The following is a 23,316-nucleotide window of genomic DNA, read 5'->3' on the forward strand; positions in this document are numbered from 1 at the left end:
CGGGAGCCTGCAAGGGCAGCCGCTCAGGCATCCAGCATTTTTAAAACATCCTTTTTGGAACGAAGGCCTACGCTGGCCGCTTTTTTCCTTCCATTCTGCACGAGGACAAGAGTGGGGATGCTGGCCACACCGAATTGGTTTGCCAGCTCGATATTTTCATCAATATTGATTTTCCCGACCTTGATATCCTCACGCTCCTCGGCCACAGAATCCACCGTGGGCGAAAACATGCGGCAGGGGCCGCACCAGGGCGCCCAGAAATCCAGCAGCACGGGCTTTTCGGACTCAAGTACCTCTTTATGAAAATTGTCTGATGTGATGTTTGTTACTGACATATCATTCACTCCTTTTACGCTTATAATTGTTAATGTGCCCATAACTGTTCCGAACCTCAACAGTTACGGGTGTTTTTACTTCATGGTCTTATTTTAACTGTTATATGCGTAAACTTCCGTGACGATGTCACATAACGGATAAAATGGGAGAGATAACAAAATTATCCCTTTCATTCCCGTTCCGTAATCACAACATGTACCGTATCTCCCGGCTGTTTTCCAATCAGGCTCCGGATATCCTTCCTGAGTCCAATAATATGTCCCGGCGTCTGCATGCGCACCAGACTGCCATCATAGGCCGCCCCGTCAAAAAGGGCATGAACCTTGACACGCCCCCTTCCAAACTCCTGCCGTACATCAAAGGGAAATTCCACATAAGCGCCGTCTATGTCAGGGACCTTTTTAATTACCGCATCAAATTCATATTTCTTTTCATTCATAAAACTCTCCTTTTCCCATCTTTTCACCCCAAACCGGGCTGGTATAAGTAAGTATTCCCGCCTGTTTCTGCCGGAATACCGATCCGCCGGCGTAACAGCCGTCAAGAGCAGTGTCCGGAAAAAAACGCATAACAGGAAAAAAACGAAAAAGAAATCTGATTTCTTCTTTTCACCAATGCAGAATGGCGTTATACTTAATAGTAATCTGAAATCCTTTAGATAAATCAAAACAAAACAGGCATAACAGATAAAGGGGGAAAAATATCAATGAAAATGCTATGGAAGCTGACAAAGGAAGCGGCGAGATACAAGGGACTCTATATTTTGGCTATCGTGTCCACGCTCTGCCTGACCGCGGTGAATCTGGCGGCGCCCAAGGTACTGTCAACCATGACCGGCGTAGTGGAAAAGGGGCTGGAAAATACGTCCTTCTCCATAATTACGAAGCTGACGCTGATTTTGCTGGGACTCTATCTGCTGCGGATAGCTTTCCGGTTTTTAAGCAATTATCTGGCGCATAAAGCTGCCTGGTACCTGGTAGGGGACCTGCGCAGCAGGATGTATGACAAGCTGCAGCATCTGGATCTGGGCTTCTTCCATGATAAGCAGACCGGAGATCTGATGAGCAGGGTAGTAAATGACACCAGGGATTTTGAACTGCTTTATGCGCATATGATACCCGAAATGATCACCAACCTGGTGACCTTTGCGGGCGTCCTCATCATTCTTCTTATGATAAACTGGAAGCTGGCGCTGATTACCTGCTGCCCGATTCCGCTGATTCTCTTTTCCGGCGTAATTTTTGCCAAGAAAGTGCGCCCTTTCTTCAAGGCTTCCCAGAAATGCATGGGTGAACTGAATGCCAAGCTCCAGGATAACCTTTCCGGCCTGCACGAAATCCAATCCTTCGGCCAGGAAGAATTCGAAGATGAACAGGTAAAAAAGAAAAATTTTGAACAGGTACGCGCCATGCTCCGCGCGCTGCGCGCCAGCGCCGTATTCCACCCCAGCGTGGAATTCCTGTCCTCTGTAGGTACTGTGCTCGTGGTATTTTTCGGAGGCGTGCTGGCGTACCGGGGGCAGCTTTCCGTGGAAGACATTGTTGCCTTCATGCTGTACCTCTCCCTGTTTTACGCGCCGGTTTCCGGACTTGCCAATCTGCTGGAAAACCTGCAGCAGTCGCTGGCCGGAGCGGAACGTGTCACCCTGATTCTGGATACGCCCTCAGCCATTCAGGACGCACCGGAGGCAGAGGATCTGGGAAAGGCCCAGGGAAGCATTACCTTCGAAGATGTGAGCTTTCACTATGCCAATAAAATACCGGTGCTCAAAAAAGTATCTTTTTCCTGCGAACCCGGCATGATGGTGGCATTGGTCGGCCCCACCGGCGTGGGAAAAACAACCATGACACAGCTTCTGTCCCGGTTTTATGATCCGGTGGGAGGCCGGATTCTCATAGACGGCAAGGATATTAAAAACGTCACTCTCCAAAGCCTCCGCCGCAACATTTCCCCCGTGCTCCAGGACACGTTCCTCTTCAACGGCACCATCGCCGATAATATCGGCTATGCAAAACCGGACGCCACCCGGGAGGAGATCGAAGAAGCCGCAAAAGCCGCCAACATCCATGAAGACATCATGCACATGCCCGACCGTTATGAAACAAAAGTAGGAGAAAGAGGTCTGCGCCTCTCCGGCGGACAAAAACAACGCGTGGCCATAGCAAGAGCTATCCTGCGCCAGTCCCCCATTATCATCCTCGATGAAGCGACTGCCTCAGTAGACGTGGAAACCGAACGCCAGATCCAGAAAGCCATCAACCGCATCACAGGCAAACGCACCATCATAGCCATAGCCCACCGCCTCTCCACCATCCGCAATGCCGACTTAATACTCGTAATTCAGGAAGGTGAAATAATAGAACGCGGCACCCACGACCAGCTGATGGCTCAAAAAGGCACCTACTACCGCATGCAGAACACCCAATAAGCCCATCAGCTGGCCGAACACTGAGCATACTTTTTGGGTGAAATCCCCACAGCCTTTGTAAAGGCCTTAAGAAAATTGCTGTAATCGTTAAAGCCGCACCTCTCGCACGTTTCCGTGACGGAATAACCGGTGCTGAGCAGGGATTTGGCCACCGTAATACGTTTGGCGGTAATATATTTGTTGATGGTAGTGCCTGTGGCAGCTTTGAAAATACGGCACAGATAGGAGCTGCTCAGGTAAAAATGGGAGGACAGATCGTCTATGCTCAGCTGGGAATCAATGTTCTGGTTGATAAAGGTAAGAATGTCGTCCACCTGTGTATGGTATGCCGCTGCATCAAGCGGCAGCTCACCGGATTTGCTTTTGCTGTAGAAAATACGGTTCAGGAACACCATGAGCTCTGTAAAAACGGCCCTTTCCTCCAGATCGGAGCCAAAGCCGGAAAAGCCCGTAAGCTTATGTATAAAATAACGGAAACGGTTCTGCTCCTCTTCGGAAAGATGGAGCTTGTGGGAAACCTCGCTGCCGCGGTAGTGGAAGCAGGTATTCAGATCTGTTGCCTGGGAGGAAATGCTTTTAACGAAATCAGGATAAATCGACAGGACAATCCGTTCATGGACAGCCTGATCAATCTGGGACAGGTAATGGCTTTCATATTGGTTAATAAAAAAAATATCCCCAGGCTGAATATCGTAGAAGCGGTTGTCAATGAGAAACTGCTTGCCTCCTGAGATGGAATAATAGATCTCATAGCAGTCATGGATATGCATATCCATAGGTCTCTCATCATTATACAGGTGGGCTACCGCAAAACTTTTGTTCTCTATGCAGGACTGAATGGCTGATTTGCAGGAGCTGTATTCTTTCATAATGTGTTCGCTTTATCCTTTCTCTGATTTAGTAAAAGAACCCTTGTTTTTCCTGAAAAACAGCCGCGCTATGGTAAATCTGCGGCATATAGTTACAGGAAAAATATCCTTTTTGTACAGTATACGACATAAGTTCAGAATAAGCAAGATTTTAAAGAAAATAACACAAGAACCGGAATATAAAGCATGATATGATAAATGCAGTTAAGGCAGTTGGAAATGACGGAACAGGGCAAAAATGGCTGAAGGTGCAAGCGGTAATGGCGGCATCCGGCCTTTTGCCTGCAGGCGGCGCAGCCGCATGCCCGTTGAAGCGGGCGGAAGGGAGCAGAAATGGAATTAAGAACGGCATCATCACCCAGAGACGTAAAGCATTACACAACAGAAAGACTGCGTGAGGAGTTCCTGATTCAGGGGCTTTTCCCGGCAGATGAAATCAAGCTGGTATACAGCCACATTGACCGTATTATTACGGGAACGGCAACTCCGGTTGCAAAGAAGCTGGAGCTTACGGCAGGAGACGAGCTTCGTGCGGAATATTTCCTGCAGAGAAGAGAGCTGGGCGTTATCAATATCGGCGGCGCAGGAAGAATTACCGTTGACGGCAGAGTTTATGAAGTGGCTTCCAGAGAAGGCATGTACATAGGCATGGGTTCCAGGGACATCAGCTTTGAAAGCGTAGATGCAGGAAATCCTGCAAAATTTTATTTAAACAGCGCTCCCGCGCATACAACCTACCCCACCGTGCTGATTAAGCGGGAAGGCACACCGGAAGACGGCGTGGTCATCATTAAGGATGAAAATAAGGTGGAACTGGGCAGTCTGGAGGAATCCAATCACAGAGTTATCTGCAAATACATTCTTCCCGGCCAGGTGGAGAGCTGTCAGCTGGTAATGGGAATGACCTCCCTGAAACCGGGCAGCGTATGGAATACCATGCCCTGCCATACCCATGACAGAAGGATGGAGGTTTACCTCTATTTTGATCTTCCCGAGGATGCTTTCGTGATGCATTACATGGGAGAGCCCACAGAAACAAGACATATTGTGGTAAGAAATGAAGAAGCGGTGATTTCACCCAGCTGGTCCATCCATTCCGGCAGCGGCTCCAGAGCTTATACCTTTATCTGGGGCATGGTCGGGGAAAATCAGGATTTCGACGACATGGACGGCGTTAAAATGACGGAACTGATGTAATTTTATTTCATATAAGGAGGAAACAAAAATGGGAATTTTGAATGATTTTTCACTGGAAGGCAAGGTAGCTCTCGTTACAGGCGCATCCTACGGCATCGGTTTTGCGATTGCAACCGCTTATGCCCAGGCCGGCGCGACCATCGTTTTCAACGATATCAAGCAGGAGCTGGTGGACAAGGGAGTGGCCGCTTACAAGGAAGAGGGAATCGAAGCACACGGCTATGTGTGCGATGTTACCAATGAAGAAGCGGTAACGGAAATGGTTAAGAAGATTGAAGAAGAAGTGGGCGTAATCGATATCCTGGTAAACAATGCAGGTATCATCAAACGTATCCCTATGCTGGAGATGTCCGCTGATCAGTTCCGTCAGGTAATCGACGTGGACTTAAATGCTCCTTTCATCGTATCCAAGGCCGTAATTCCCGGCATGATTAAGAAGGGCCACGGCAAGATTATCAACATCTGCTCCATGATGAGCGAGCTGGGCCGTGAAACCGTTTCCGCTTATGCGGCTGCCAAGGGCGGTCTGAAGATGCTCACCAGAAATATTGCATCCGAATATGGCGAATACAACATTCAGTGCAACGGCATCGGGCCCGGCTATATTGCCACACCCCAGACTGCCCCCCTGCGTGAAATCCAGCCTGATGGAAGCAGACATCCCTTCGATCAGTTCATTATTGCAAAGACTCCTGCCGCACGTTGGGGAGACACCGCAGATCTGCAGGGACCTGCTGTATTCCTGGCATCCGATGCTTCCAACTTCGTAAACGGACATGTACTTTACGTAGACGGCGGTATCCTGGCTTACATCGGAAAACAGCCCCAGTAAGCACCCTATAGCCCCGGCAGACAGTCCCGGCAAGAAGCCACAGCAAGCATCAGGGTAAGCTGCGGGACAGTTAAGCGTATCGTATGAAAACATGGCGGCAGCAAGCATCCGGCCTATCGCGCAGCGATTTTGAAATGGCCGGATATCCGCAACAGTCCGGTTATCCGGATCGTTGCGGCTTCTGCCGTTTTTCTTGATTTAGGAGGGAAAAATCTTGCTGACATTAAAAGTGATCGATAAAGACCGGCAGGTAAAATGCATGAGCAGCGGAGAAGAGGAAACCAGCCTGGCCGTGCTGAGTGCATATGAGGAGGGGGATAAAATCCTGGTGGAGACCACGGAGAAAAACTGCTTCCTCTGGCTTCAGGTGGATGATGCGCTGGGGAAATCCCTGGTTTACCTGACGGATACTTATGAATATACCATCCCCTTCGGTGAAAAAAGAATCTGCTATTCCCCCAAGGTGTTTTCCGGGGACAGGCACCTTCTGTGTGTGAAAAAGGCCAGGGCTTATGAAATCGGCGCCTACCGCAATCTGGCGCTGAATGTAAATGACCAGCACGGCAATGAGGTCTGCTATCCCAGGGCTTCTGCCAATGTGGAAACAAGGGGAGAGTCCGTTTTTGCGGCGATGAATGCCATTGACGGTGTGACGGAAAACCGTTCCCATGGGGCGTGGCCCTATGCCTCCTGGGGAATTAACCGCCAGGATGACGCCAGGATCCGTCTGGATTTCGGCCGTCCGGTTGAGGTGGATACCATTGTTTTGTATACCAGGGCAGATTTCCCCCACGACAACTGGTGGGTGGACGGGAAAATCACATTTTCAGACGGAAGCGAAATGCAGCTTCCCATGGAAAAATCGGTACTTCCCCATACCTTTACTTTTGAAAAGAAAACCATTACCTGGCTGGAAATGGGCGACTTAATCAAAGCGGAGGATCCGTCTCCCTTCCCGGCTCTGACACAGATCGAGGTGTACGGCAAAGAGGCCGCAGGCAACTGACGCGCGCCTGATACAGAGGGAAAGCCGGAAAAAGAACCTTCGGATGCTGAATGAAAGCCGTCCGGCTGGCGGAAAAAAAGCCGGCTGCCGGATGCAACCTTGCGGAGGCCTGACTGGCGGGCGGTTTTAGTTATATGCGCGCTGCGGTGCGCAGATGGGAGCAGAAATGACGGAGCAGAAACAGGTGCGGACAGAAGAGATAAAGGCCTATCTGAAGGCCTATTGTGAATGTATGAGAGCGCATGCGGCTGAGATGATGGATCAGCCCATGCCGGTGGCCGGAGAGGAGCTGTTTGCCCTTTATGAGAAGACAGGGAACCGGCTGATTTATGAAGAAGTGTATTTTACCAGACGCAAGATGCTGGCGGTGTTCGGCTGCCTTTCCATATTGGAAGGAAAGCCGGAATACCTGCATAAGCTGGAAGAGGTTCTGGATGGGATCTGTGAAGAGGAATGCTGGGCGCTGCCCGCCCATGTGGAGAGGGACAGTGATCCGGACTGGCGTATCCGCGTGGATTTGTTCGCCTCCGAAACAGCCCAGGCTCTGGCTGAGATCATCAGCCTGGTGGGAGACCGGCTGCCGGAAAGCCTGCGGGTAAAGGTACGGGACAATGTTTTCCGCCGTATCCTGGAGCCTTTTATGAATTCCCGGCCGCCCTATAATTTCTGGGAAGGCGGCGACAATAACTGGAATGCGGTATGCTGCGGCAGCATCGGCTGCGCGGCGCTCTCCCTGATGCAGGAGGAGCCGGAACGGCTGCAGCCGCTGCTGGAGCGTCTGGAGCGTTCCCTTCGTTCCTATATCGGCGGTTTTTCCGATGACGGCGCATGTATGGAGGGATTGAGCTATTTCGTATATGGTATGACCTACTATACCGGTTTTGCCGATATGCTTTACCGGTATACGGAAGGAAAGACAGATCTGATGGAACAGGAAAAATGCAGGCAGATCGCCCTCTTCCAGCAGAAATGCTTTTTCCCGTCAGGCAGGACGCTCAGCTTTTCCGACGGCGACAGCAGGGACAAATATAAGATGGGACTGACATGCTTCCTTGCCATGCGTTATGCCGGGATGGAGATTCCTCCCGTGTCCTGTGCGGGCGGCTTCGACGGGGACAGCTGCTACCGTTTTATGGCCAACTTAAGGGATGTGCTCTGGACACAGCAGTATCTGGAGCGGGCGGAAAAGGGCACCCTTCCCCAGGCGGAGAAAAACGGGGAGGAGCGCGGCTGCGACGTGCTTGCCGATGCCCAGTGGAGTATCTGCAAAGGCGCTTCCGGCGGCGGTATGGCGGCCAAGGGCGGCAATAACGGAGAGCCTCACAACCACAATGACGTGGGAAGCTTTTTCTATCTTGTGGGAGATGAAATGCTGCTGACGGATCTGGGCGCAGGAGAGTATACGAAGGAATATTTTCATGAGGGCAGGTACCGGATCCTCTGCAATAATTCCTTTGGACACAGCGTTCCGGTGATTGACGGCGAAGGACAGAAGGAAGGCGGGGAATATTCCTGCAGCCGCTTTGAAGCGGACGGCAGGGGAGAAACCATCATTTCCTTTGCGGGCGCTTATGGAAATGATAAGGTGAAGGAGCTTACGCGTACGCTCCGTTATGACTGTGCGATGGAAACACTTTGCGTGGAGGACTGCCTCACGGCGGCAAAGCTGCCTGGGGGAGCGCCGGAGTCTTCGGAGCCGGTTCCCATGAGTGAGAACCTTGTAACGCAGTTTGTCCCCGTTGCAAAAGGCAATACCATACGGATCGAAGGTGAAAAATATGCATGCCTGATCACGGTGGAGGAGCTGGAAGGCAGCATCCGCTGGGAGCAGAAAAAGCACATGAACCACAAGGGCCTGGAGGAAAACGTGTACTGCATCAGCTGGGATGTGCCGGCAGATCCGGCCGCGGAAAAAAGAACATGCAGGTTCCGTGTGGAAAAAATCCTGAAGTAATATTTTGCAGGCAAGTTCCCTTTAAACTACTTATTAAGGCAGTATCGCAGGCAGGCCTGCGATATGCAGGAGGCATAAAAATGGTAAAAGGATTTAAAATGAAGCTGTATGAAGGACAGGAAGCGGAGTATGAAAGAAGGCATAACCTGCTCTGGCCGGAAATGAAGGACATGATTCATGAGCATGGCGGAAAGAACTATACAATATTCCTGGATAAGGAAACGCTGACGCTGTTTGGTTACATAGAGATAGAGGACGAGGAGCTTTGGGCCAAAGGCGCGGATACCGCCATCAACAGAAAATGGTGGGATTATATGGCTGATATCATGGAAACAAACCCTGACAACAGCCCGGTGAGCATTGACTTACAGACAGTGTTTCATCTGGACTGAGGAAACACCGGCTGTAAACTTGGAATGAAAAAAGACCGATTGCATTTCCTGACCGCATGGCGGCAGGAAACCGGCGCGCCGCCGTCTCCGGGACGGTGGATGCGCCGGTACAATACGGTCTTTTTTTATTCCCGCGAGCAACGAGCCAAGTATCCATGCTTGCATGGATATTTGGCGACTGCCGCGAGGGTCAAATCCCCCGCTGCTTGCCGGGGGATTTGATTGCCGCAGGCACCTTGATGCCGGCAGCGTTTTTAGGCCGGAAGAATAAGCCCGGCTTCATAGCTTCCGGCTTTAAAACGGCTTCCGGGATGTCTTCCCGAATGGCTTCCGGCTTAAAAATAGCTTCCAGGGGCAGCTCCCGTCATGGCTTTACTCCTCCGGGAAATCGCAGGGAACCGGATGGATATCGATCATCTGGTGGAAATATTCAAACTGTGTGGTATAAAGCCCCACGCCTTCAATCTCACATTCCCCTACCTGGTTATCATAGGGATCTGCCCGCAGCCCTTTCTTTTCGGGAAGCAGCGGCGCCTGAAACTCCGTATTGGCAACCATGCGGAAGGGATCCAGATTGCAGAAATAGAATTTCCTGCGTTCCTCATCCCCGGCGCGGAAGGCGCTTCCGCCAAAGGAGAGGTCGGCATGCAGCCAGCCGTAAGGGGCGATATAGAACTGTGCCCAGTCGTGGGGGCCAATGGATTCCGGCGTGGCGGACAGCCCGGACTGCCAGCGCGCAGGGATTCCTGCGATACGGCAGAGGGTGATGAAAAGCAGCGCCTGGACACCGCAGTCCCCCTTCCGGTTGATGGCGCAGTATTCCGGGATATCATCCAGCAGAAAATATTCTTTCATAAAGGAATATTTCACGTGGGTAGTGATGTAGTCATATATTTTTTCCGCCTTGCAAAGAGGATTGGTTTCATTGCCGGTGATTTCCTCTGCAAGAGAACGTAAAAAGGGCGTGAAGCGGATGTGGGGAAGCGCTTCGTCCGTATCAAAGTCCGGCTGCAGGGGGGATACCCCGTCGGGATCGGGCTTTTGATAACGTATCGTGCTGTCATATTCATATTCCACCCAGAAGGCGGCGTTTTCCGTAAGCGTGGTCCGGAAGGCGATGGTCCGGGACGGCGCATCTACGGGCGCGAGCGCGGTAGGATTATGGCTTGTCCGGAGAATGCGGATGTGGGAGGTAGGGCTGCTTTCCTTAGGGAAGGGAAGGTGGACAAGCATTTCCTTTCCGGGGGCAAAGAATTCGTCTTTGACCTGCAGTCCGGCCCGGAGATGGATGTGATACTGCAGTCCGCCGTCTTCCATGATTTTTTTCATGGTTTCCCGCCGGAACTGCGCTTTGCGGGCGGCTTCCAGGGTAAGCGAGGGATAGGAGCGTGCTGCGATGTCCGGGTGGGTGGCGGTGAGCGTTTCAAAGAAACGGGAAAAATATTTTTTCTCCCCCTCCACAAAAAGACAGTCAATCCGTCCGGCATCCTCCAGGGCGGCAAATTCTTCGTCGGTAAAATCAGGAATGGTTTCATGGATGAGCGCCATTGCCTGTGTATAGGTGTAGGGAAAATCCGCGGGCAGGTGGATAAGCCTGATTTTTTCCAGTTCCAGACGTCCCCGGAGGGCTTTGGGAATATCTTCAGCCAGATAGCCTTCGATGAGGGAAAGCGCCTTTGTAAAATATCCGGCCCTGCTAAAACGCAGAATATCTTCCGGGAGCGGGGTTGACAGATACGGGATTTTATCATTGATAGTCATGGCATGTCCTTTCTTTTGCTGGGGAGAGCACTGGTATCCGCCTGAGCCCGGCGGCAAATGGGCAGGTTTAATAACTGTTTGTTTTATATATAACAGTTATGTCTTTTCTACTGATTTTATCATACTTTACCGTTTCGGGCGACAAAAAAGTAAAATAAGGCGGCAGTTTTGCCATGTGGAAAGGAATGGACGGATTGGCCATGGAAAACGGAGCGCTGAAGGCAGTTGGGCAATCATTTTTGTAAGGCTGAACCGCAGCTTGAAAGGTGCTGGTTTAGCAGCACCCTTCTGCTGCCGGAAGGTCAGTCGTTTTCCGCCGTCGGCGTCTGCTTGCAGCCCTTGGAACCTGGTGTGGCGGCGCAGCAGGGGTCACAGGGAACGTCACAGGAGACATCGCAGGAATCCTTAAGAGTCTCTTCGTATTTGGGCGGGCCCAGCTCCAGCGGTTTGATGGCCAGGTCAAGAAGGTCGCCGCATACAAAATCAAGGCAGATAGTATCATCCGTAGGACGGGTACAGGCCTTGGGGACCACCGCTTTTCCATTGTGGGGAAGCTTATACTGGGAGAAATAAACGGATTTCAGGATAACGCTCAGCCCGATTGTGGCAATATCATCTTCTGTATCATAGTTAAGGACCTTGGGGATTGCAATCAGGTTCAGTCCCTGGGTCAGCGAGGTATTGCAGGCTCCGAAGCCGATAACGTGGACAATAGCCGGTAGATCGGCCGTATCGGCATGGGCTACGCCGTAAGGTGCATAAATTTCCAGTTCCACAGAGGAGGGATTGGTATCTTCATCCATGTATTCGTAGTCTGCGGAGGACTCGTCATAGGGCAGGTAGTTTGCGCATACGGTCTGTGTACAGAGTACCCGTTTTGCACAGTCGTAAAAAGTTACGAAAAAAACAACCTGCAGATTAGTCAGCGTCACAAGATAGCAGTTGGGCCTTCCGCTGATCGGGACAGCGGATACGGCTGCGTCGCCGCAGGTTTCAAATGTGATATCCATAACCTGTACGGAAATGCTTTCTACATTTGTGGAGGGCGGTTCCAGCGGGATATTCCGGCAGAGGTTGATACCAAGCTCATCATATACAACCGGGGTCAGGACCGTAAGGCAGTCCGGGTCACCGCAGATAGGATCCGTGCAGACATCCAGGCAGTTGCCTTTTTTGTCAATACCGCAGCTGACATATCTTTTTGAACAGCATTTGCAGTTTTTGGATTTGCAGTTAGGCATATGGAATGCTCCTTATAAAAATACTTACTATATCCTATGCATCCCGCTTCTTTTTGTTCAGTGTTGGAAATATATTTATTGTAAAGCCAGTGAACGCGAAGTGGATATAAAGGAGGAAACACCATGGCTTACCAGATTTTTGAAATGTCGGATGGACAGAGAGTGGCGCTGTATTCCCAGGGCAACTCCGTATTATACTGCCTGCTGCCCTTTGCAAGGGGGATGCTGCCAATAGAGGTAAAGAGAGATTATCTGGCGCATTTTGAGGCGCGGGTTTTTCGGGATACGGTGTGTTATGTGTATGAAAACCTGGAGCATACGATTATACTGGATACGCTGGGAAACGGCCCTGCGCGGATCATTCTTACGGACGGACCGCTTGGGTACGGATTCTGCAATCTGCATCTGGTAGTCAGGGACGGGGATTTGTATCTGTTCTACCAGGCCTTTTCCGGACGTGAAAAGGGGTATGGACTTTACGTATGCATGCCGTATCAGGAGAACTGCCGGGGAGTGGTCTTTGAAAAGGAAAGCCCTGTCGGGGACGGCGCCAGAAAGAGCGGCGGACAGGATGAGAACCAGGAGCAGAAGGGCAGGAGAAATGATCTGGCAGGGAAGAATGATCTTGTGGGAAAAAATGCGCTGGGTTTTCATGTGACGGCAACGGATGCGGGGACGGTAATTACCTGTGTGGACAAAATCAGCGGAGAGGTCCGGGTTTTTGAATGGAAGAGCGGGCTTATTTTTGAAGAAAGACGGCAGGTGGGAGAGGAAGAGCACGGCCGGAGGCTGAACAGCCTTCAGGCGGCCTGGCAGGAGGAAAAGGAAGGCTGGGAGCTTCAGAAAGAAGAAATACAGGCAGTGGCCTTGGCCAAAATGGGAGAACTTCAGCAGGAACGGGAAGAGCGCCTGATCCAGTGCCGGAAGGAATACGAAGGAAAGGTAAACCGCCTGCGGGGAGAATACGAGGAAAAGCTGGCCAAATGCAGGGAAGGCTATGAAAAACAGCTCCTGCAGGCAAAACGCCAGTATGACGAACTGGCGCAGACAGCAATCCGGCTGCAGCAGATTGGCCGGAAGTGGAGGGATAAGTATTTTGAGAAGGATGATGAATAGTGTTCTTTCAAAACGGCAAAGGTAACTGACGAAACCGGTGTGTTCAGCAATTTTGTATATCTTTTCTCCTGGATTTTCTTTCAGAAGCCGGGCCGCCTGTTCCATTCGAATGCGAAGCAGATAGCGGGAACAGGGCTCCCCCATATATTTATGGAAGATATCACTCAGATAGCAGCTGTTGACGCCGATTTCTTCTGCTATCTGTGAAAGACTTATCTGCTCCTGATAATGGGACAGGATGTATTTACGGGCATTTTCCGCTATTTGCTGGGACTCGGAAATACGGGCTGGTTTGTCAGGGGAAAGTAATGCACAGATGGATCCATGAAGTGCATCTGTAAGGAGGGGCTCGGTAAAATTTTCGGTAGGCAGCCGGCAGAATCTGGACAATTATTCGTCAGAGCGAAAGAGCAAAGCGCATCAGCCTGATCAATCTGTGCGGATGCAGTGATGATTATTGGAACCGGGGGAAGGAACGGCCCCAGGTACAGCGTGAACTGGAATTTACTGTACTTACAGACGGAGATGTGGAAGGAATATATCTGGCAACTCCGGATAAAGAAGCGCAGGATGCTGTGGGATTTCAGTCAGATATAGCTTCATATGAAGGTATGAATAGTCTACAATATGATTATTTTTTGACTAATAAGGGGAGATTTGTAAAGTTTACTGTGCCATGGCTTTTCGTGTGGGCGATGGTTTTTATAAGAATGAAATAATAAGAGAAAAATGAACTGATATTTGAGGAAATAACAAAGGGATTCCTCCATTAAGAACGGAAGAATCCCTCAATATGTTCACGAAAAAACGGTCAGTCGGTGAGTCTGTTTCTGAAGCATAATCGGCTATATTTATTTATCCTTATCCATGACGTATATGGGATCTATTATATATCGGTACTTTTTCCAAAACCTTTACAGTCCGTACTTTCTGTACAGTCTGCTTCTGATGGCAGGATTGTCCGCAGCCTTGGAAATATCTGAATAACGGCTATCCCTTTCCAGCAGATGTATCAGCCGGGCAAATCTGTTTTCGCCTTCTTTTATGCCTTCCTTTATACCTTCCGTCCTGCAGTCTTCCATCCATTCTTCAAAAGCTCTGCACATATCAACACATTCTCCTTCCTTATTTTCCAGCATATATTTTCTCAGTTTTGGTGAATTGGTACAGTTGACAATTACCTCAAAGGCCTGTTCCGTCAGCCTTGAAAAAGCGGCTCTGTTATTTTCAAAAAAAATCTGCATGGCCCGTTTGTCATCCACACGCTGTAGAATTCCCATAACCTCTCTCAGCTCAGTATGGAACAATTCAATATCCATATCTTTCCTTACAGAGATTAGGCGCAGAGGATAGTCCGGAATCTGTTCTCTGAAGCGCGCCGTTTTTGAACGAAAAGCAATCATTTCGGACAGTCTGCGGGGAACCGTCCATTCCTCCTGCCCATAATATAAAACAATGGTCAGCACGGGCAGCAGCGATATGGCTTTCCCAGGCCTGAAAATTATACTGACGGATTTCTGTTCCGCTTCAAAAGCCTTAATCTGACGTTCGTATTCATCCGCGTCATAACGCATACAACGGACAGGCATCCGATAGTCTCTGCATTCCTGATTCTCTACCGCAAATATGGCAACTGGTTCTTCCTGATACCACAGCTTTTTCAAATCTCTGTATTTTTTCCCGGGTTTTCCCTGATTGGTGCTGGTATACTGGGCACTGTCCAACGGCAGAAGCTCTTCCGGAAGGATGACTGTTTTTCCCTGAAAGCAGCATCCGTTCAGAAGATCTGCAAAAATATGCACATCTCCCAGAAAAGCATTCAGGGTAATATCTTTTTTACCCATAATTATCTCCTGTAATTATAAATTTTTTAACGACAAAAATCAATTAGTATTTAGAAAAAAACAAACTTTGCCGATAGTTTTTATACCGGACGATTATTATTTGAACATTGGAATATATGGGAGAGTTCCCAAAGATTCATTCAGAAAAGCGGCTGAAACACCGCCATGAATTTATCCGCTAAATTTTGTTTCGCAAAATAATAATAGCAAAGGATTAGGAAGAAAACAAGTATTTCCTTTTGCAATACTATTATGATATGCAGGCGCGTTACTGTTCATATCCGGAATAAATGGGGGAAGACAGTAATGTGACAGTAATAACCTGGCAACAGCAAATTAGCCGGAGATGGGGGATAAATATTGCAATCCGCCACAAGCTCGTATAAACTATATTATGAGATTTTATTTCCGAAAACGAGGGTGGGTAAATGCTGGGGAAGAGAAAAGGCGGCAATAAAAACATAAAAGATAAGTTATGGATTAAAAACAGTCTTTTCAGGCGGTTTCTGGTGATTGTAATCCTGCTGCTGGTTTTTATGACAGGAAGCTATGGACTTACAACCCGGGTTGTAAAGAATCTGATCAGGAAAAATACAGAAACCTCCAATGAAAAAATTCTGCACCAAATCGATGCCAAGACGTCCGAATTCCATAATTCACTTTATAATATACTTACCCTTCTGGCTTATGAACAGACCGCCTATGATTATTTCAGCCAGAGCAGGCTTGACAGGCTGAATGAATACGAAAATCTGATATCTCTTCTATCCAATACAATGATGATACAAAATGATATTGCAGGAATTACGCTGTACGATGCCCATAAAAGCAAGCTGGCAGGTGTGGGAAAGGATTTTGATGTATTTGCACAGGTTGAGATGGTGAGTAAGCTGACTTATTCCAATGTATTCCGGCCGAATTCCTCCAGTGAAGCATATTTTATGGTTTTTTATCCGGTCTATGATCTTCAGAATGGAAATTATGATAAGCAGCTTGGGATGATTGTCTTTCTGATGAGAGCGAGTAAGTTTTCTTCTTACCTGGTGGATACAGCAATTACCGAAAATGAGCAGTTGTTTCTGGTGGACAGGAACAATGTGGTGATTGCCGGCGATAGGGAACAGGAATTCCAGCGTCTGGATGCCAGTGAGCTGGAGAGCACGCCGGAGCGCTTCATACAGGTGGTGGAACAGAAAGAAACCGGCTGGCGGATTGTGAGTATCATCCCTGTTCAGGAGCTATACAACGGAATGACTATTGTGAGGAGCTCGATTCTGGTAATTTATCTGATTACGCTGGCAGGGCTGTTGCTGTTGCTTTGTTTCTGCTATTTTATAGTAATCCGTCCCATCCGCAGGATAGACCTGTTTGTAAAAAACAATGTGGCCTATCCCACCAGAAGGCTTGCGATAGAAGGGGAGGATGAAATCAGCGTACTTGCAGGGAACCTGAACCACATGCTGGATGAAAAGGATGAAATGAGCGAAAAGCTGAGACTGTCACAGAGAATCCTTTATGAAACAGAGCTTGCCAAACAGCAGATGCAGGTGTTGGCTTATCGGAATCAAATCAATCCCCATTTCCTGTATAACACATTTGAGTGCATCAGGGCCATGGCCCTGTATTATGATGCGGATGAAATTGCAGAAATTACAATGGCCCTGTCAAGAATCTTCCGATATGCCATTAAAGGGGATAATGTGGTAACGGTGGCGGAGGAGATCCGGAATATCAGGGAGTATGCCAAGATTATCCACTATCGCTTTGGTGGAAGAATACGGGTGGATATCCAGGTGGAAGAGGAGGCGGAGGATAAGGAACTCATAAAGCTGATTCTTCAGCCTATTGTGGAAAACAGTATTTTCCATGGACTGGAACAGAAGCTGGAGGATGGTCTGGTTGCTGTCAAGGTAGAAATTGTCCGTGAAACATGGCTGCGGCTTACGGTGGAGGATGACGGCTGCGGCATGCAGCAGGAAACGGTGGACAGGCTTCTCTATCAGATGAAAAGGCAGAGCCTGCACCGCAGTTCCAGTAAAGACAGTATAGGACTGACGAATATTTACCAGCGGTTACAGCTTTTTTATGGGGAGACGGCCACATTCAGAATGGAAAGCAGCCCGGGAAAAGGGACAAGGGTGGAAATTATAATCCCTCACAGAATACCAGGAAAGGGGATGTAGCATATGTACAAGGTAATAATAGCGGACGACGAGGTGTGGATCGGCTTCGGTATTAAAAAATTAATCCATAGAAGCGGCCTGCCCTTTGAGGTTGTGGGAGAAGCCCCGAATGGAATTAAGGCATATGAAATGGTAAAGGAATTAAAGCCTGATCTTTTAATTACGGATATCCGGATGCCGGGGCTGAATGGCCTGGAGCTTATGAAAAAGCTGATGGAGGAGGGACATACCCTGAAGGTGGTATTTATCAGCGGTTATGCGGAATTTGAATATGCCAAGGATGCCCTGCGGATGGGCGCTTTCGATTATCTGCTCAAGCCGGTGGAGGAGGATGGCCTTACGGCAATCCTGAAAAGATATGTGGATGTCCGGGAGAAGAAGAGAGAAAAACCCGAGCCGGTTGAAGATATGGACAGCAGCATTCAGGATTCCAGGGTAAAAAAGATTATTGAAGAGATTAATAAACGGTATACAGATAAAATTTCCCTGGGTGATCTGGCGGATGAATGCGGACTGAGTATCGGCCATCTGAGTACCTTGATTAAAAAAGAGACCGGGCAGTCCTTTTCGGAATATATCACCGGCAAAAGAATGGAGGATGCAAAAAAGCTTTTGTGCAGGGAGGAACTGTCCATAGATGAAGTGGCGGATATGGTAGGATATCATGATTATTTTTATTTCACCAAGGCGTTTAAAAAATACGTGGGAATGTCTCCAAGTATGTACAGGAAAAGCATATGAAAAAAGGAATAAGAATTATACAGATTATTATGCTGGCCGGGTTTTGCATTTTTTTTATTATATATAACAGAGCAGCAGAAAAGTTGGAAGAGGGCATTCCTGAAGACATTGTGCGTGAGCTGAGCTGGTTTTCCGACAGGCCGTTGTGGTATCCGGAGGAATGGTCGGAGGAAGCTGGGAGCGGTACGGGTAATATAACGGAACAGACTGGTGTGAAAATCAGTTATATGATACCCGAGGACAATGGAGACAACAGGCTGAGCCTGATGATAATTAACGGAAAATTACCGGATATTTTATCTGTTTCCGATGATAACATGATCAGACATTTGATAAAATCGGACGAGGTTTGGACAATAGAGGAGCTGATGCGCACTTATTTACCTTCCTCACATCTGCTTACGGATTATCCGGAGGATATGAAAGACAAACTTATTCAAAGGGATGGAGACTGGTACGGTCTTTCCTCTGATCTGCACAGTCCGGACAATCAGATGAAATACAAAGAGATCGCCCCTTTTTACCGGGAATTGCAGCAGCAGGGCTGCAGGCTTGGCATCATATGGAATAAGGCTTTGCTGAAGAGGCTTGGCCTTCCTTCCAATGGCCCGCGCACGGAGGAAGAAGTGCTGGCGGCATTTGCAATGGTAATGGAAAAAGAGGTTACGGTAAATACCAATCCGGTAATACCTTTGCTTGTTGACGGGAGAAATTATCAGGAAACAACCCTTCCCATTCTTTGTGACTTTTTCGGCGCCGGCTGGACGGATAGGGAAGGCAGATATCAGGAGCGTATTCTGGCGGATGGAAGCAGGCATGCACTTTCCTTTCTGAACCGGATGCTTCGGTGCGGGTATGTGGAGCCGGAGCAGTTCATAATGAAGCCCTATAATATACAAAGGACGCTGAATTCAGGACAGGTTCTCTGTTTTATCGGAGATGTAAGCCGTTCAGGGATTGATCCTCTGGAATGGGTGTCCAGCGGTGTCATACTTTCTGATAACGGAAGCAAACCGGTTTTGAAAATGGCTCTGTCACCTGCCTGCGGAGAGATGACTACTTTTATTTCGAAAAGCTGTGAATATCCGGAGGCGGCCGCTCTCTGGCTGGATTATATGACCTCGCCGGAGGGTATGGCGGATTATATCACCTCCTGTCCGGGTGAATGGTGGCCGTTGCTAGATATGGACTGGTACTGTTCCATCCAGGGAAAACCCGACGCGCGGGATATGGCGTGGAAACAGAATCTCTGTGCTTTCGCCCGCATGCCGGAGGTAACTGTTTATGACAGTTCAGAACTTTTTTTCCCAATGGAGGAAGAGGACTTCAGGAATCTGGAAACTGCCGTTGACGGATGTGTAAAAGTACATCTGAATTCAATCATCATGGCGGAAACGGAAGAGGAATTTAAGACATTATACGATAGTTTCGAAGAAGAGCTGTACAAAGCCGGAGTTAAGGAGCTGGAGGAAAGAAAGGCCCGGATTTACAGATTCAGGATGAAGTGATGGAAAAGGAACCATTGGCTGCCGTACTGACATATTTTGTCGGTGCGGCAGCTGTTTTATGGAATGCGGAAGGCCATTGGTAAAAAATAATACCAAAAGACCAAAAATTGTTCATGGAACTTAAAAGCACATCCTTTTAGGATAGGTAATATAACAGGAAGGGAGGTTTATATAATGTATAGCTTTAACAAAGAGGATTATATGAAACGGATGGAATGGTACACACAGGCAAGATTCGGCATGTTCCTTCATTGGGGGCTGTATTCCATTCCCGCAAGAGGGGAATGGATGCGCAGCTTTGAAAAGCTGACGGATGAGGAATATGGGAAATATTTTGAGGAATTCAATCCAGTGGATTATGATCCGAAAAAATGGGCGAAGCTGGCAAAAAAAGCCGGAATGAAATATATGGTTCTTACGGCAAAGCATCACGATGGTTTCTGTTTGTTTGACAGTGGGTATACGGATTTTAAAGCGACAAATACAAAATGCGGCAGGGATCTGATAAAGGAATATGTGGAAGCGGTCAGGGCCGAAGGGCTGAAGGTTGGGCTGTATTATTCCCTTCTTGACTGGCACCATGAGGATTACCCGCATTTTAGCGATGGCGCCCATCCTATGTATCAAAACCCGGCATATCCGGACGAGGGCCGTGTCTGGGAGAGATATGTGGAATATCTGCATAATCAGGTAAGGGAGCTGTGTACAAACTATGGAAAAATAGATATTCTGTGGTTTGACTATTCCTTCGGAGAATACAGTGGGGAAAAATGGGGAGCAACCAGGCTGGTCAATATGGTAAGACAGCTGCAGCCCGGCGTGATTATTGATAACCGGCTGGAGGTGAGCGGTTCCGGCCTGGGTTCTCTTGCATCAGGGAATCCGCTGCCCTATCACGGCGATTTTGTAAGCCCTGAGCAGATCATTCCGCAGGAGGGGATCCGTGATATAAATGGTAATCCACTGATCTGGGAAGCCTGTTTTACCATGAATGACAGTTGGGGATATAACCTGAAGGATAAATATTTCAAACCTGCGCCCATGCTTATCAGGAAGCTGGTGGAATGCGTATCCAAGGGTGGAAACATGCTGCTGAACGTAGGGCCGGATGCACGGGGAAACTTTCCGGAGGAGTCGGTATCCAGACTGAAGGAAATTGGTAAATGGATGGAGAAAAACGGGGAAAGCATTTATGGCTGCGGTATGTCGGACATGCCCCGTCCGGATTTCGGCCGGATTACCCAGAAGGGAAATAAACTGTATTATCATATTTTTGATAATACCATCGGACCGGTTCCCCTGATTGGAATCGAAAAGAAGGATGTGAAAAAAATAAGGCTGATTTCAGCCGGGGCCGAAGTGCCGATAGCAGATAATTGGGTAAGCAAAAATTATCCGGAGATTACCTTTGCTGATCTGGGGAAAAACCCGATACTGCCGGATCCGGTGGATACCGTACTTGAGGTGGAGCTCGTCCGATAGGATGAGCTCTGCCTTATAGTGATAAAGAATACGCAGGATTTTACCAAAAATAATACCAAAATACCAAAACCAGTGCATATTGTATAAATTTGTTTTGTAATACAATAATTCTGTCGTCAGAAAAAACAGAAAGGGCAGGGGTATTGGAATGAAAGAATTATGCCGGCCGACAAAACAGCAGCAGCTTTGGGCTGACTGCGAGCTGGGAGTGATTATCCACTACAGCAGAGGGCTGCTGGGGATGAGCAGACTGGAAGGAATCGCACCTGAAAAGGCGGCGGATCCTGCAGGATTGAATCCGCAGAAGCTGGATACGGATCAATGGCTGGAAAGCGCAGCCGCTTTGGGTGCCAAATATGCCATATTTGTTACAAATCAAAAAAACTGCCAGGGAATCTCCTTATGGCAGTCGGAATCAAATCCCAGATCGATGAAACAATCCCCTTATGAGCGGGGAACCTTCGACTGTGTCAGAGAATTTATCAAATCCTGCAAAAAATATAATATTCTTCCGGGTTTATATTACCAGACCGGATTTAACGGACATTATTACAACAGAGAGAGTTACCGGACACCAGGAACAAAAGAGCATGAGGAATATCTGCGCGTGGTGGAGGGTGATCTTACGGAGCTGTGGAGCAGATATGGACAGCTGTTTGAGATCTGGTTTGACGGCGGTGTTGTTACAAGACAGGACGGCGGTGCGGATGTAGCAAAACTGTTAGAAGAATATCAGCCGCAGGCCATCTGTTTCCAGGGACCGAAAGAGCATGGGCAGAATCTTCGGTGGATTGGAAATGAGGACGGCGAGGCTCCTTTTGACACCTGGTCGACAGCGGATCAGAAGGTGTGCCATTTTGACGGTAAAAGCAGAGATGAACTGATCGGCAGCGGCGTACCCGGAGGAAAATACTGGTTTCCGGCCGAAACGGATATGGGAAACCGCAGGCCGCAGGCCGCCGGAGCCGGCTGGGGCTGGGCGCCTGGAGAGGAAGGCCTGGTATGGACGCCGGAGGAACTGCTGGAACGTTATTATACCTCTGTGGGGAGAAACAGCAATTTCCTGCTGGGCCAATGTATTGCGGACGATGGAAGCTTTCCTGATACGGAGCAGTACGTAAAGCTGGGGGCATATCTCAGACGCATTTATGAAAGACCTTTGAAAAGTGTGAGGGGAGAAGGCGCCACCCATATCCTTACTTTGCCCCAAAGCAGCATAATAAGAAATATTTCCATAATGGAAGAAATTTCGGAGGGAGAAAAAATACGGGAATTCCGAATCACGGCAAAAACGGACAGAGGAGAACGGGAACTGCTCCATGCCCATTGCATCGGACATAAACGCCTGATACGCACGGCCGATCTGAGGGCGCGTGAAATCAGGCTGGATATCCTTCAAAGCGAGGGAAAGCCGGTTATCCGGGATTTTACGGTCTACGGATGAACACCATTTTTAGAAAGGGGACAGAATTGTGAAAAAGAGAAAAGAAGCAGCCAAAGCAATTATGCCGAAAAAGCAGCCCTTCGGAGCCTATATGAAAGGACATTATGATTTGTACCTGCTGCTTTTGCCGGCGGTATTGTATGTTGCCATTTTTATGTATGTACCTATGTATGGAGTGCTGATGGCCTTTCAGGATTACAGCCCGGCAAGAGGAATTATGGGAAGCACCTTTGTGGGGCTGAAGCATTTTGAAAAATTTTTCAGTACCTATATGGCAAAGCAGATAATAACCAATACGGTAGTCCTTTCCGCCTACTCCCTTATCGTGTCCTTTCCTTTCCCGGTAATCCTGGCGCTGATGCTGAATTACTGTGTAAGTAAAAGATTCGGCAAGGTAGTACAGACAGTGACCTATATGCCCTACTTTATATCGGTTATGGTTCTGGTAGGTATGATGAATATCTTTTTTTCCACAAACTACGGAGTGGTGAATATGGTACTGAAGGCGCTGGGAATGGAGGCATATACCTTTATGTCCAGTGAAGCAAGCTTCCGCCACATGTATGTCTGGTCAGGCATCTGGCAGGGGATGGGCTATTCCTCGGTTATTTATTTTGCGGCCCTGGCGGGAATTGATCCGACTCTTTATGAAGCGGCGGAGTTGGACGGAGCCAGCAAGCTGCAGAGGATTCTGTATATTGATCTTCCCAGTATTATGCCAACGGTTATTATCATGCTGATTATGAGTGCCGGGAACCTGATGAGCGTCGGTTTTGAAAAGGCATATCTGATGCAGAATGACAGAAACTCGGGTGTGTCCGAAATCCTGTCCACTTACGTATATAAAGTCGGTCTGATAGATGCACGTTACAGCTTTTCGGCCGCGATTAACCTGTTTAATTCCGCGATAAATTTCGTAATCCTGATTACGATCAACAAGATATCCGGAAAACTGAGTGAGACATCCCTGTGGTAAGAGAGC

The 23,316-nt window shown here is 48.5% G+C and carries 20 protein-coding genes and 1 pseudogene; 14 read left to right on the forward strand and 7 right to left on the reverse strand.

Going from position 1 to position 23,316, the window contains the following annotated elements:
- Positions 1–23 precede the first annotated feature (23 nt).
- The gene (trxA, locus tag DXC51_RS10905) at positions 24–335 is read right to left on the reverse strand and encodes a thioredoxin (protein ID WP_025490601.1); all 312 of its coding nucleotides are present in this window, start codon (positions 333–335) and stop codon (positions 24–26) included.
- Between the two features lie 170 nt (positions 336–505).
- Positions 506–775: a DUF1905 domain-containing protein gene (locus DXC51_RS10910; protein WP_021635362.1), complete on the reverse strand. Its 270-nt coding sequence runs from the start codon at positions 773–775 to the stop codon at positions 506–508.
- 267 nt (positions 776–1,042) lie between these two features.
- Between DXC51_RS10910 and DXC51_RS10915 the strand changes: the two genes are divergently transcribed.
- The gene (locus tag DXC51_RS10915; RefSeq protein WP_117544534.1) at positions 1,043–2,764 is read left to right on the forward strand and encodes an ABC transporter ATP-binding protein; all 1,722 of its coding nucleotides are present in this window, start codon (positions 1,043–1,045) and stop codon (positions 2,762–2,764) included.
- A 5-nt stretch (positions 2,765–2,769) separates the two neighbouring features.
- On the opposite strand, the gene DXC51_RS10920 is transcribed toward DXC51_RS10915, so the two are convergent.
- Positions 2,770–3,633 (reverse strand): helix-turn-helix transcriptional regulator, encoded by an 864-nt coding sequence (locus DXC51_RS10920; RefSeq protein WP_025490604.1) that lies wholly within the window; start codon positions 3,631–3,633, stop codon positions 2,770–2,772.
- Positions 3,634–3,966: 333 nt separating this feature from the next.
- Here DXC51_RS10920 and kduI point away from each other — a divergent pair, with 333 nt between their 5' ends.
- The 5 genes from kduI to rhaM all read left to right on the forward strand — a co-directional run bounded on the left by kduI (position 3,967) and on the right by rhaM (position 9,014).
- A complete protein-coding gene (kduI, locus tag DXC51_RS10930; protein ID WP_021635356.1) occupies positions 3,967–4,830 on the forward strand; it encodes a 5-dehydro-4-deoxy-D-glucuronate isomerase in 864 nt (287 codons plus the stop codon).
- 28 nt (positions 4,831–4,858) lie between these two features.
- Positions 4,859–5,662, forward strand: coding sequence for a gluconate 5-dehydrogenase (locus tag DXC51_RS10935; RefSeq protein WP_021635355.1), 804 nt, complete (start codon positions 4,859–4,861; stop codon positions 5,660–5,662).
- A gap of 214 nt (positions 5,663–5,876) precedes the next feature.
- Positions 5,877–6,668 carry a DUF7402 domain-containing protein gene (locus tag DXC51_RS10940; protein WP_117544536.1) on the forward strand — a complete coding sequence of 264 codons (792 nt, stop codon included), beginning with the start codon at positions 5,877–5,879 and terminating at the stop codon, positions 6,666–6,668.
- A 166-nt stretch (positions 6,669–6,834) separates the two neighbouring features.
- Positions 6,835–8,622: a heparinase II/III family protein gene (locus DXC51_RS10945; RefSeq protein ID WP_181970083.1), complete on the forward strand. Its 1,788-nt coding sequence runs from the start codon at positions 6,835–6,837 to the stop codon at positions 8,620–8,622.
- Between the two features lie 80 nt (positions 8,623–8,702).
- On the forward strand, positions 8,703–9,014 hold the full coding sequence (gene rhaM, locus DXC51_RS10950; RefSeq protein ID WP_025490606.1) for an L-rhamnose mutarotase: 312 nt from the start codon (positions 8,703–8,705) through the stop codon (positions 9,012–9,014).
- A 372-nt stretch (positions 9,015–9,386) separates the two neighbouring features.
- Here the strand turns inward: rhaM and DXC51_RS10960 are convergent, their stop codons facing one another.
- A complete protein-coding gene (locus DXC51_RS10960; protein WP_117544539.1) occupies positions 9,387–10,775 on the reverse strand; it encodes a transglutaminase-like domain-containing protein in 1,389 nt (462 codons plus the stop codon).
- A gap of 302 nt (positions 10,776–11,077) precedes the next feature.
- Positions 11,078–12,016 carry a hypothetical protein gene (locus DXC51_RS10965; protein WP_117544540.1) on the reverse strand — a complete coding sequence of 313 codons (939 nt, stop codon included), beginning with the start codon at positions 12,014–12,016 and terminating at the stop codon, positions 11,078–11,080.
- Between the two features lie 123 nt (positions 12,017–12,139).
- On the opposite strand from DXC51_RS10965, the gene DXC51_RS30000 reads away from it, so the two are divergent.
- A complete protein-coding gene (locus DXC51_RS30000; protein ID WP_243003178.1) occupies positions 12,140–13,132 on the forward strand; it encodes an MICOS complex subunit MIC60 in 993 nt (330 codons plus the stop codon).
- 36 nt (positions 13,133–13,168) lie between these two features.
- On the opposite strand, the pseudogene DXC51_RS30735 reads toward DXC51_RS30000, so the two are convergent.
- A pseudogene (locus DXC51_RS30735) lies at positions 13,169–13,522 on the reverse strand (hypothetical protein); the annotation flags it as partial.
- On the opposite strand from DXC51_RS30735, the gene DXC51_RS30740 reads away from it, so the two are divergent.
- A complete protein-coding gene (locus tag DXC51_RS30740) occupies positions 13,513–13,851 on the forward strand; it encodes a glycoside hydrolase family 66 protein (RefSeq protein ID WP_117544541.1) in 339 nt (112 codons plus the stop codon). The pseudogene DXC51_RS30735 and the gene DXC51_RS30740 overlap by 10 nt on opposite strands.
- A 195-nt stretch (positions 13,852–14,046) precedes the next feature.
- On the opposite strand, the gene DXC51_RS10980 is transcribed toward DXC51_RS30740, so the two are convergent.
- On the reverse strand, positions 14,047–14,976 hold the full coding sequence (locus tag DXC51_RS10980; protein WP_117544542.1) for an Rpn family recombination-promoting nuclease/putative transposase: 930 nt from the start codon (positions 14,974–14,976) through the stop codon (positions 14,047–14,049).
- 428 nt (positions 14,977–15,404) lie between these two features.
- Here DXC51_RS10980 and DXC51_RS10985 point away from each other — a divergent pair, with 428 nt between their 5' ends.
- From DXC51_RS10985 to DXC51_RS11010, 6 genes are all read left to right on the forward strand, one after another.
- Entirely contained in the window at positions 15,405–17,159 is a 1,755-nt protein-coding gene (locus DXC51_RS10985; RefSeq protein WP_117544543.1) for a sensor histidine kinase, read from the forward strand.
- 3 nt (positions 17,160–17,162) lie between these two features.
- Entirely contained in the window at positions 17,163–17,900 is a 738-nt protein-coding gene (locus DXC51_RS10990; RefSeq protein WP_117544544.1) for a response regulator transcription factor, read from the forward strand.
- Positions 17,897–19,408 carry a type 2 periplasmic-binding domain-containing protein gene (locus DXC51_RS10995; protein ID WP_117544545.1) on the forward strand — a complete coding sequence of 504 codons (1,512 nt, stop codon included), beginning with the start codon at positions 17,897–17,899 and terminating at the stop codon, positions 19,406–19,408. Before DXC51_RS10990 ends, DXC51_RS10995 begins: the two co-directional genes overlap by 4 nt.
- A 174-nt stretch (positions 19,409–19,582) precedes the next feature.
- On the forward strand, positions 19,583–20,890 hold the full coding sequence (locus DXC51_RS11000) for an alpha-L-fucosidase (RefSeq protein WP_117544546.1): 1,308 nt from the start codon (positions 19,583–19,585) through the stop codon (positions 20,888–20,890).
- Positions 20,891–21,038: 148 nt separating this feature from the next.
- The gene (locus DXC51_RS11005) at positions 21,039–22,334 is read left to right on the forward strand and encodes an alpha-L-fucosidase (RefSeq protein WP_117544547.1); all 1,296 of its coding nucleotides are present in this window, start codon (positions 21,039–21,041) and stop codon (positions 22,332–22,334) included.
- A gap of 28 nt (positions 22,335–22,362) precedes the next feature.
- On the forward strand, positions 22,363–23,310 hold the full coding sequence (locus tag DXC51_RS11010) for an ABC transporter permease (RefSeq protein WP_117544548.1): 948 nt from the start codon (positions 22,363–22,365) through the stop codon (positions 23,308–23,310).
- The last annotated feature ends 6 nt before the right edge of the window (positions 23,311–23,316 follow it).

The organism is Eisenbergiella massiliensis, assembly GCF_003435485.1.

What these genes read in the sequence shown, in the direction of transcription:
- trxA (WP_025490601.1), bottom strand. Translation starts at nt 335, where the DNA reads ATGTCAGTAACAAACATCACATCAGACAATTTTCATAAAGAGGTACTT.
- DXC51_RS10910 (WP_021635362.1), bottom strand. Translation starts at nt 775, where the DNA reads ATGAATGAAAAGAAATATGAATTTGATGCGGTAATTAAAAAGGTCCCT.
- DXC51_RS10915 (WP_117544534.1), top strand. Translation starts at nt 1,043, where the DNA reads ATGAAAATGCTATGGAAGCTGACAAAGGAAGCGGCGAGATACAAGGGA.
- DXC51_RS10920 (WP_025490604.1), bottom strand. Translation starts at nt 3,633, where the DNA reads ATGAAAGAATACAGCTCCTGCAAATCAGCCATTCAGTCCTGCATAGAG.
- kduI (WP_021635356.1), top strand. Translation starts at nt 3,967, where the DNA reads ATGGAATTAAGAACGGCATCATCACCCAGAGACGTAAAGCATTACACA.
- DXC51_RS10935 (WP_021635355.1), top strand. Translation starts at nt 4,859, where the DNA reads ATGGGAATTTTGAATGATTTTTCACTGGAAGGCAAGGTAGCTCTCGTT.
- DXC51_RS10945 (WP_181970083.1), top strand. Translation starts at nt 6,835, where the DNA reads ATGACGGAGCAGAAACAGGTGCGGACAGAAGAGATAAAGGCCTATCTG.
- rhaM (WP_025490606.1), top strand. Translation starts at nt 8,703, where the DNA reads ATGGTAAAAGGATTTAAAATGAAGCTGTATGAAGGACAGGAAGCGGAG.
- DXC51_RS10960 (WP_117544539.1), bottom strand. Translation starts at nt 10,775, where the DNA reads ATGACTATCAATGATAAAATCCCGTATCTGTCAACCCCGCTCCCGGAA.
- DXC51_RS10965 (WP_117544540.1), bottom strand. Translation starts at nt 12,016, where the DNA reads ATGCCTAACTGCAAATCCAAAAACTGCAAATGCTGTTCAAAAAGATAT.
- DXC51_RS30000 (WP_243003178.1), top strand. Translation starts at nt 12,140, where the DNA reads ATGGCTTACCAGATTTTTGAAATGTCGGATGGACAGAGAGTGGCGCTG.
- DXC51_RS10980 (WP_117544542.1), bottom strand. Translation starts at nt 14,976, where the DNA reads ATGGGTAAAAAAGATATTACCCTGAATGCTTTTCTGGGAGATGTGCAT.
- DXC51_RS10985 (WP_117544543.1), top strand. Translation starts at nt 15,405, where the DNA reads ATGCTGGGGAAGAGAAAAGGCGGCAATAAAAACATAAAAGATAAGTTA.
- DXC51_RS10990 (WP_117544544.1), top strand. Translation starts at nt 17,163, where the DNA reads ATGTACAAGGTAATAATAGCGGACGACGAGGTGTGGATCGGCTTCGGT.
- DXC51_RS10995 (WP_117544545.1), top strand. Translation starts at nt 17,897, where the DNA reads ATGAAAAAAGGAATAAGAATTATACAGATTATTATGCTGGCCGGGTTT.
- DXC51_RS11000 (WP_117544546.1), top strand. Translation starts at nt 19,583, where the DNA reads ATGTATAGCTTTAACAAAGAGGATTATATGAAACGGATGGAATGGTAC.
- DXC51_RS11005 (WP_117544547.1), top strand. Translation starts at nt 21,039, where the DNA reads ATGAAAGAATTATGCCGGCCGACAAAACAGCAGCAGCTTTGGGCTGAC.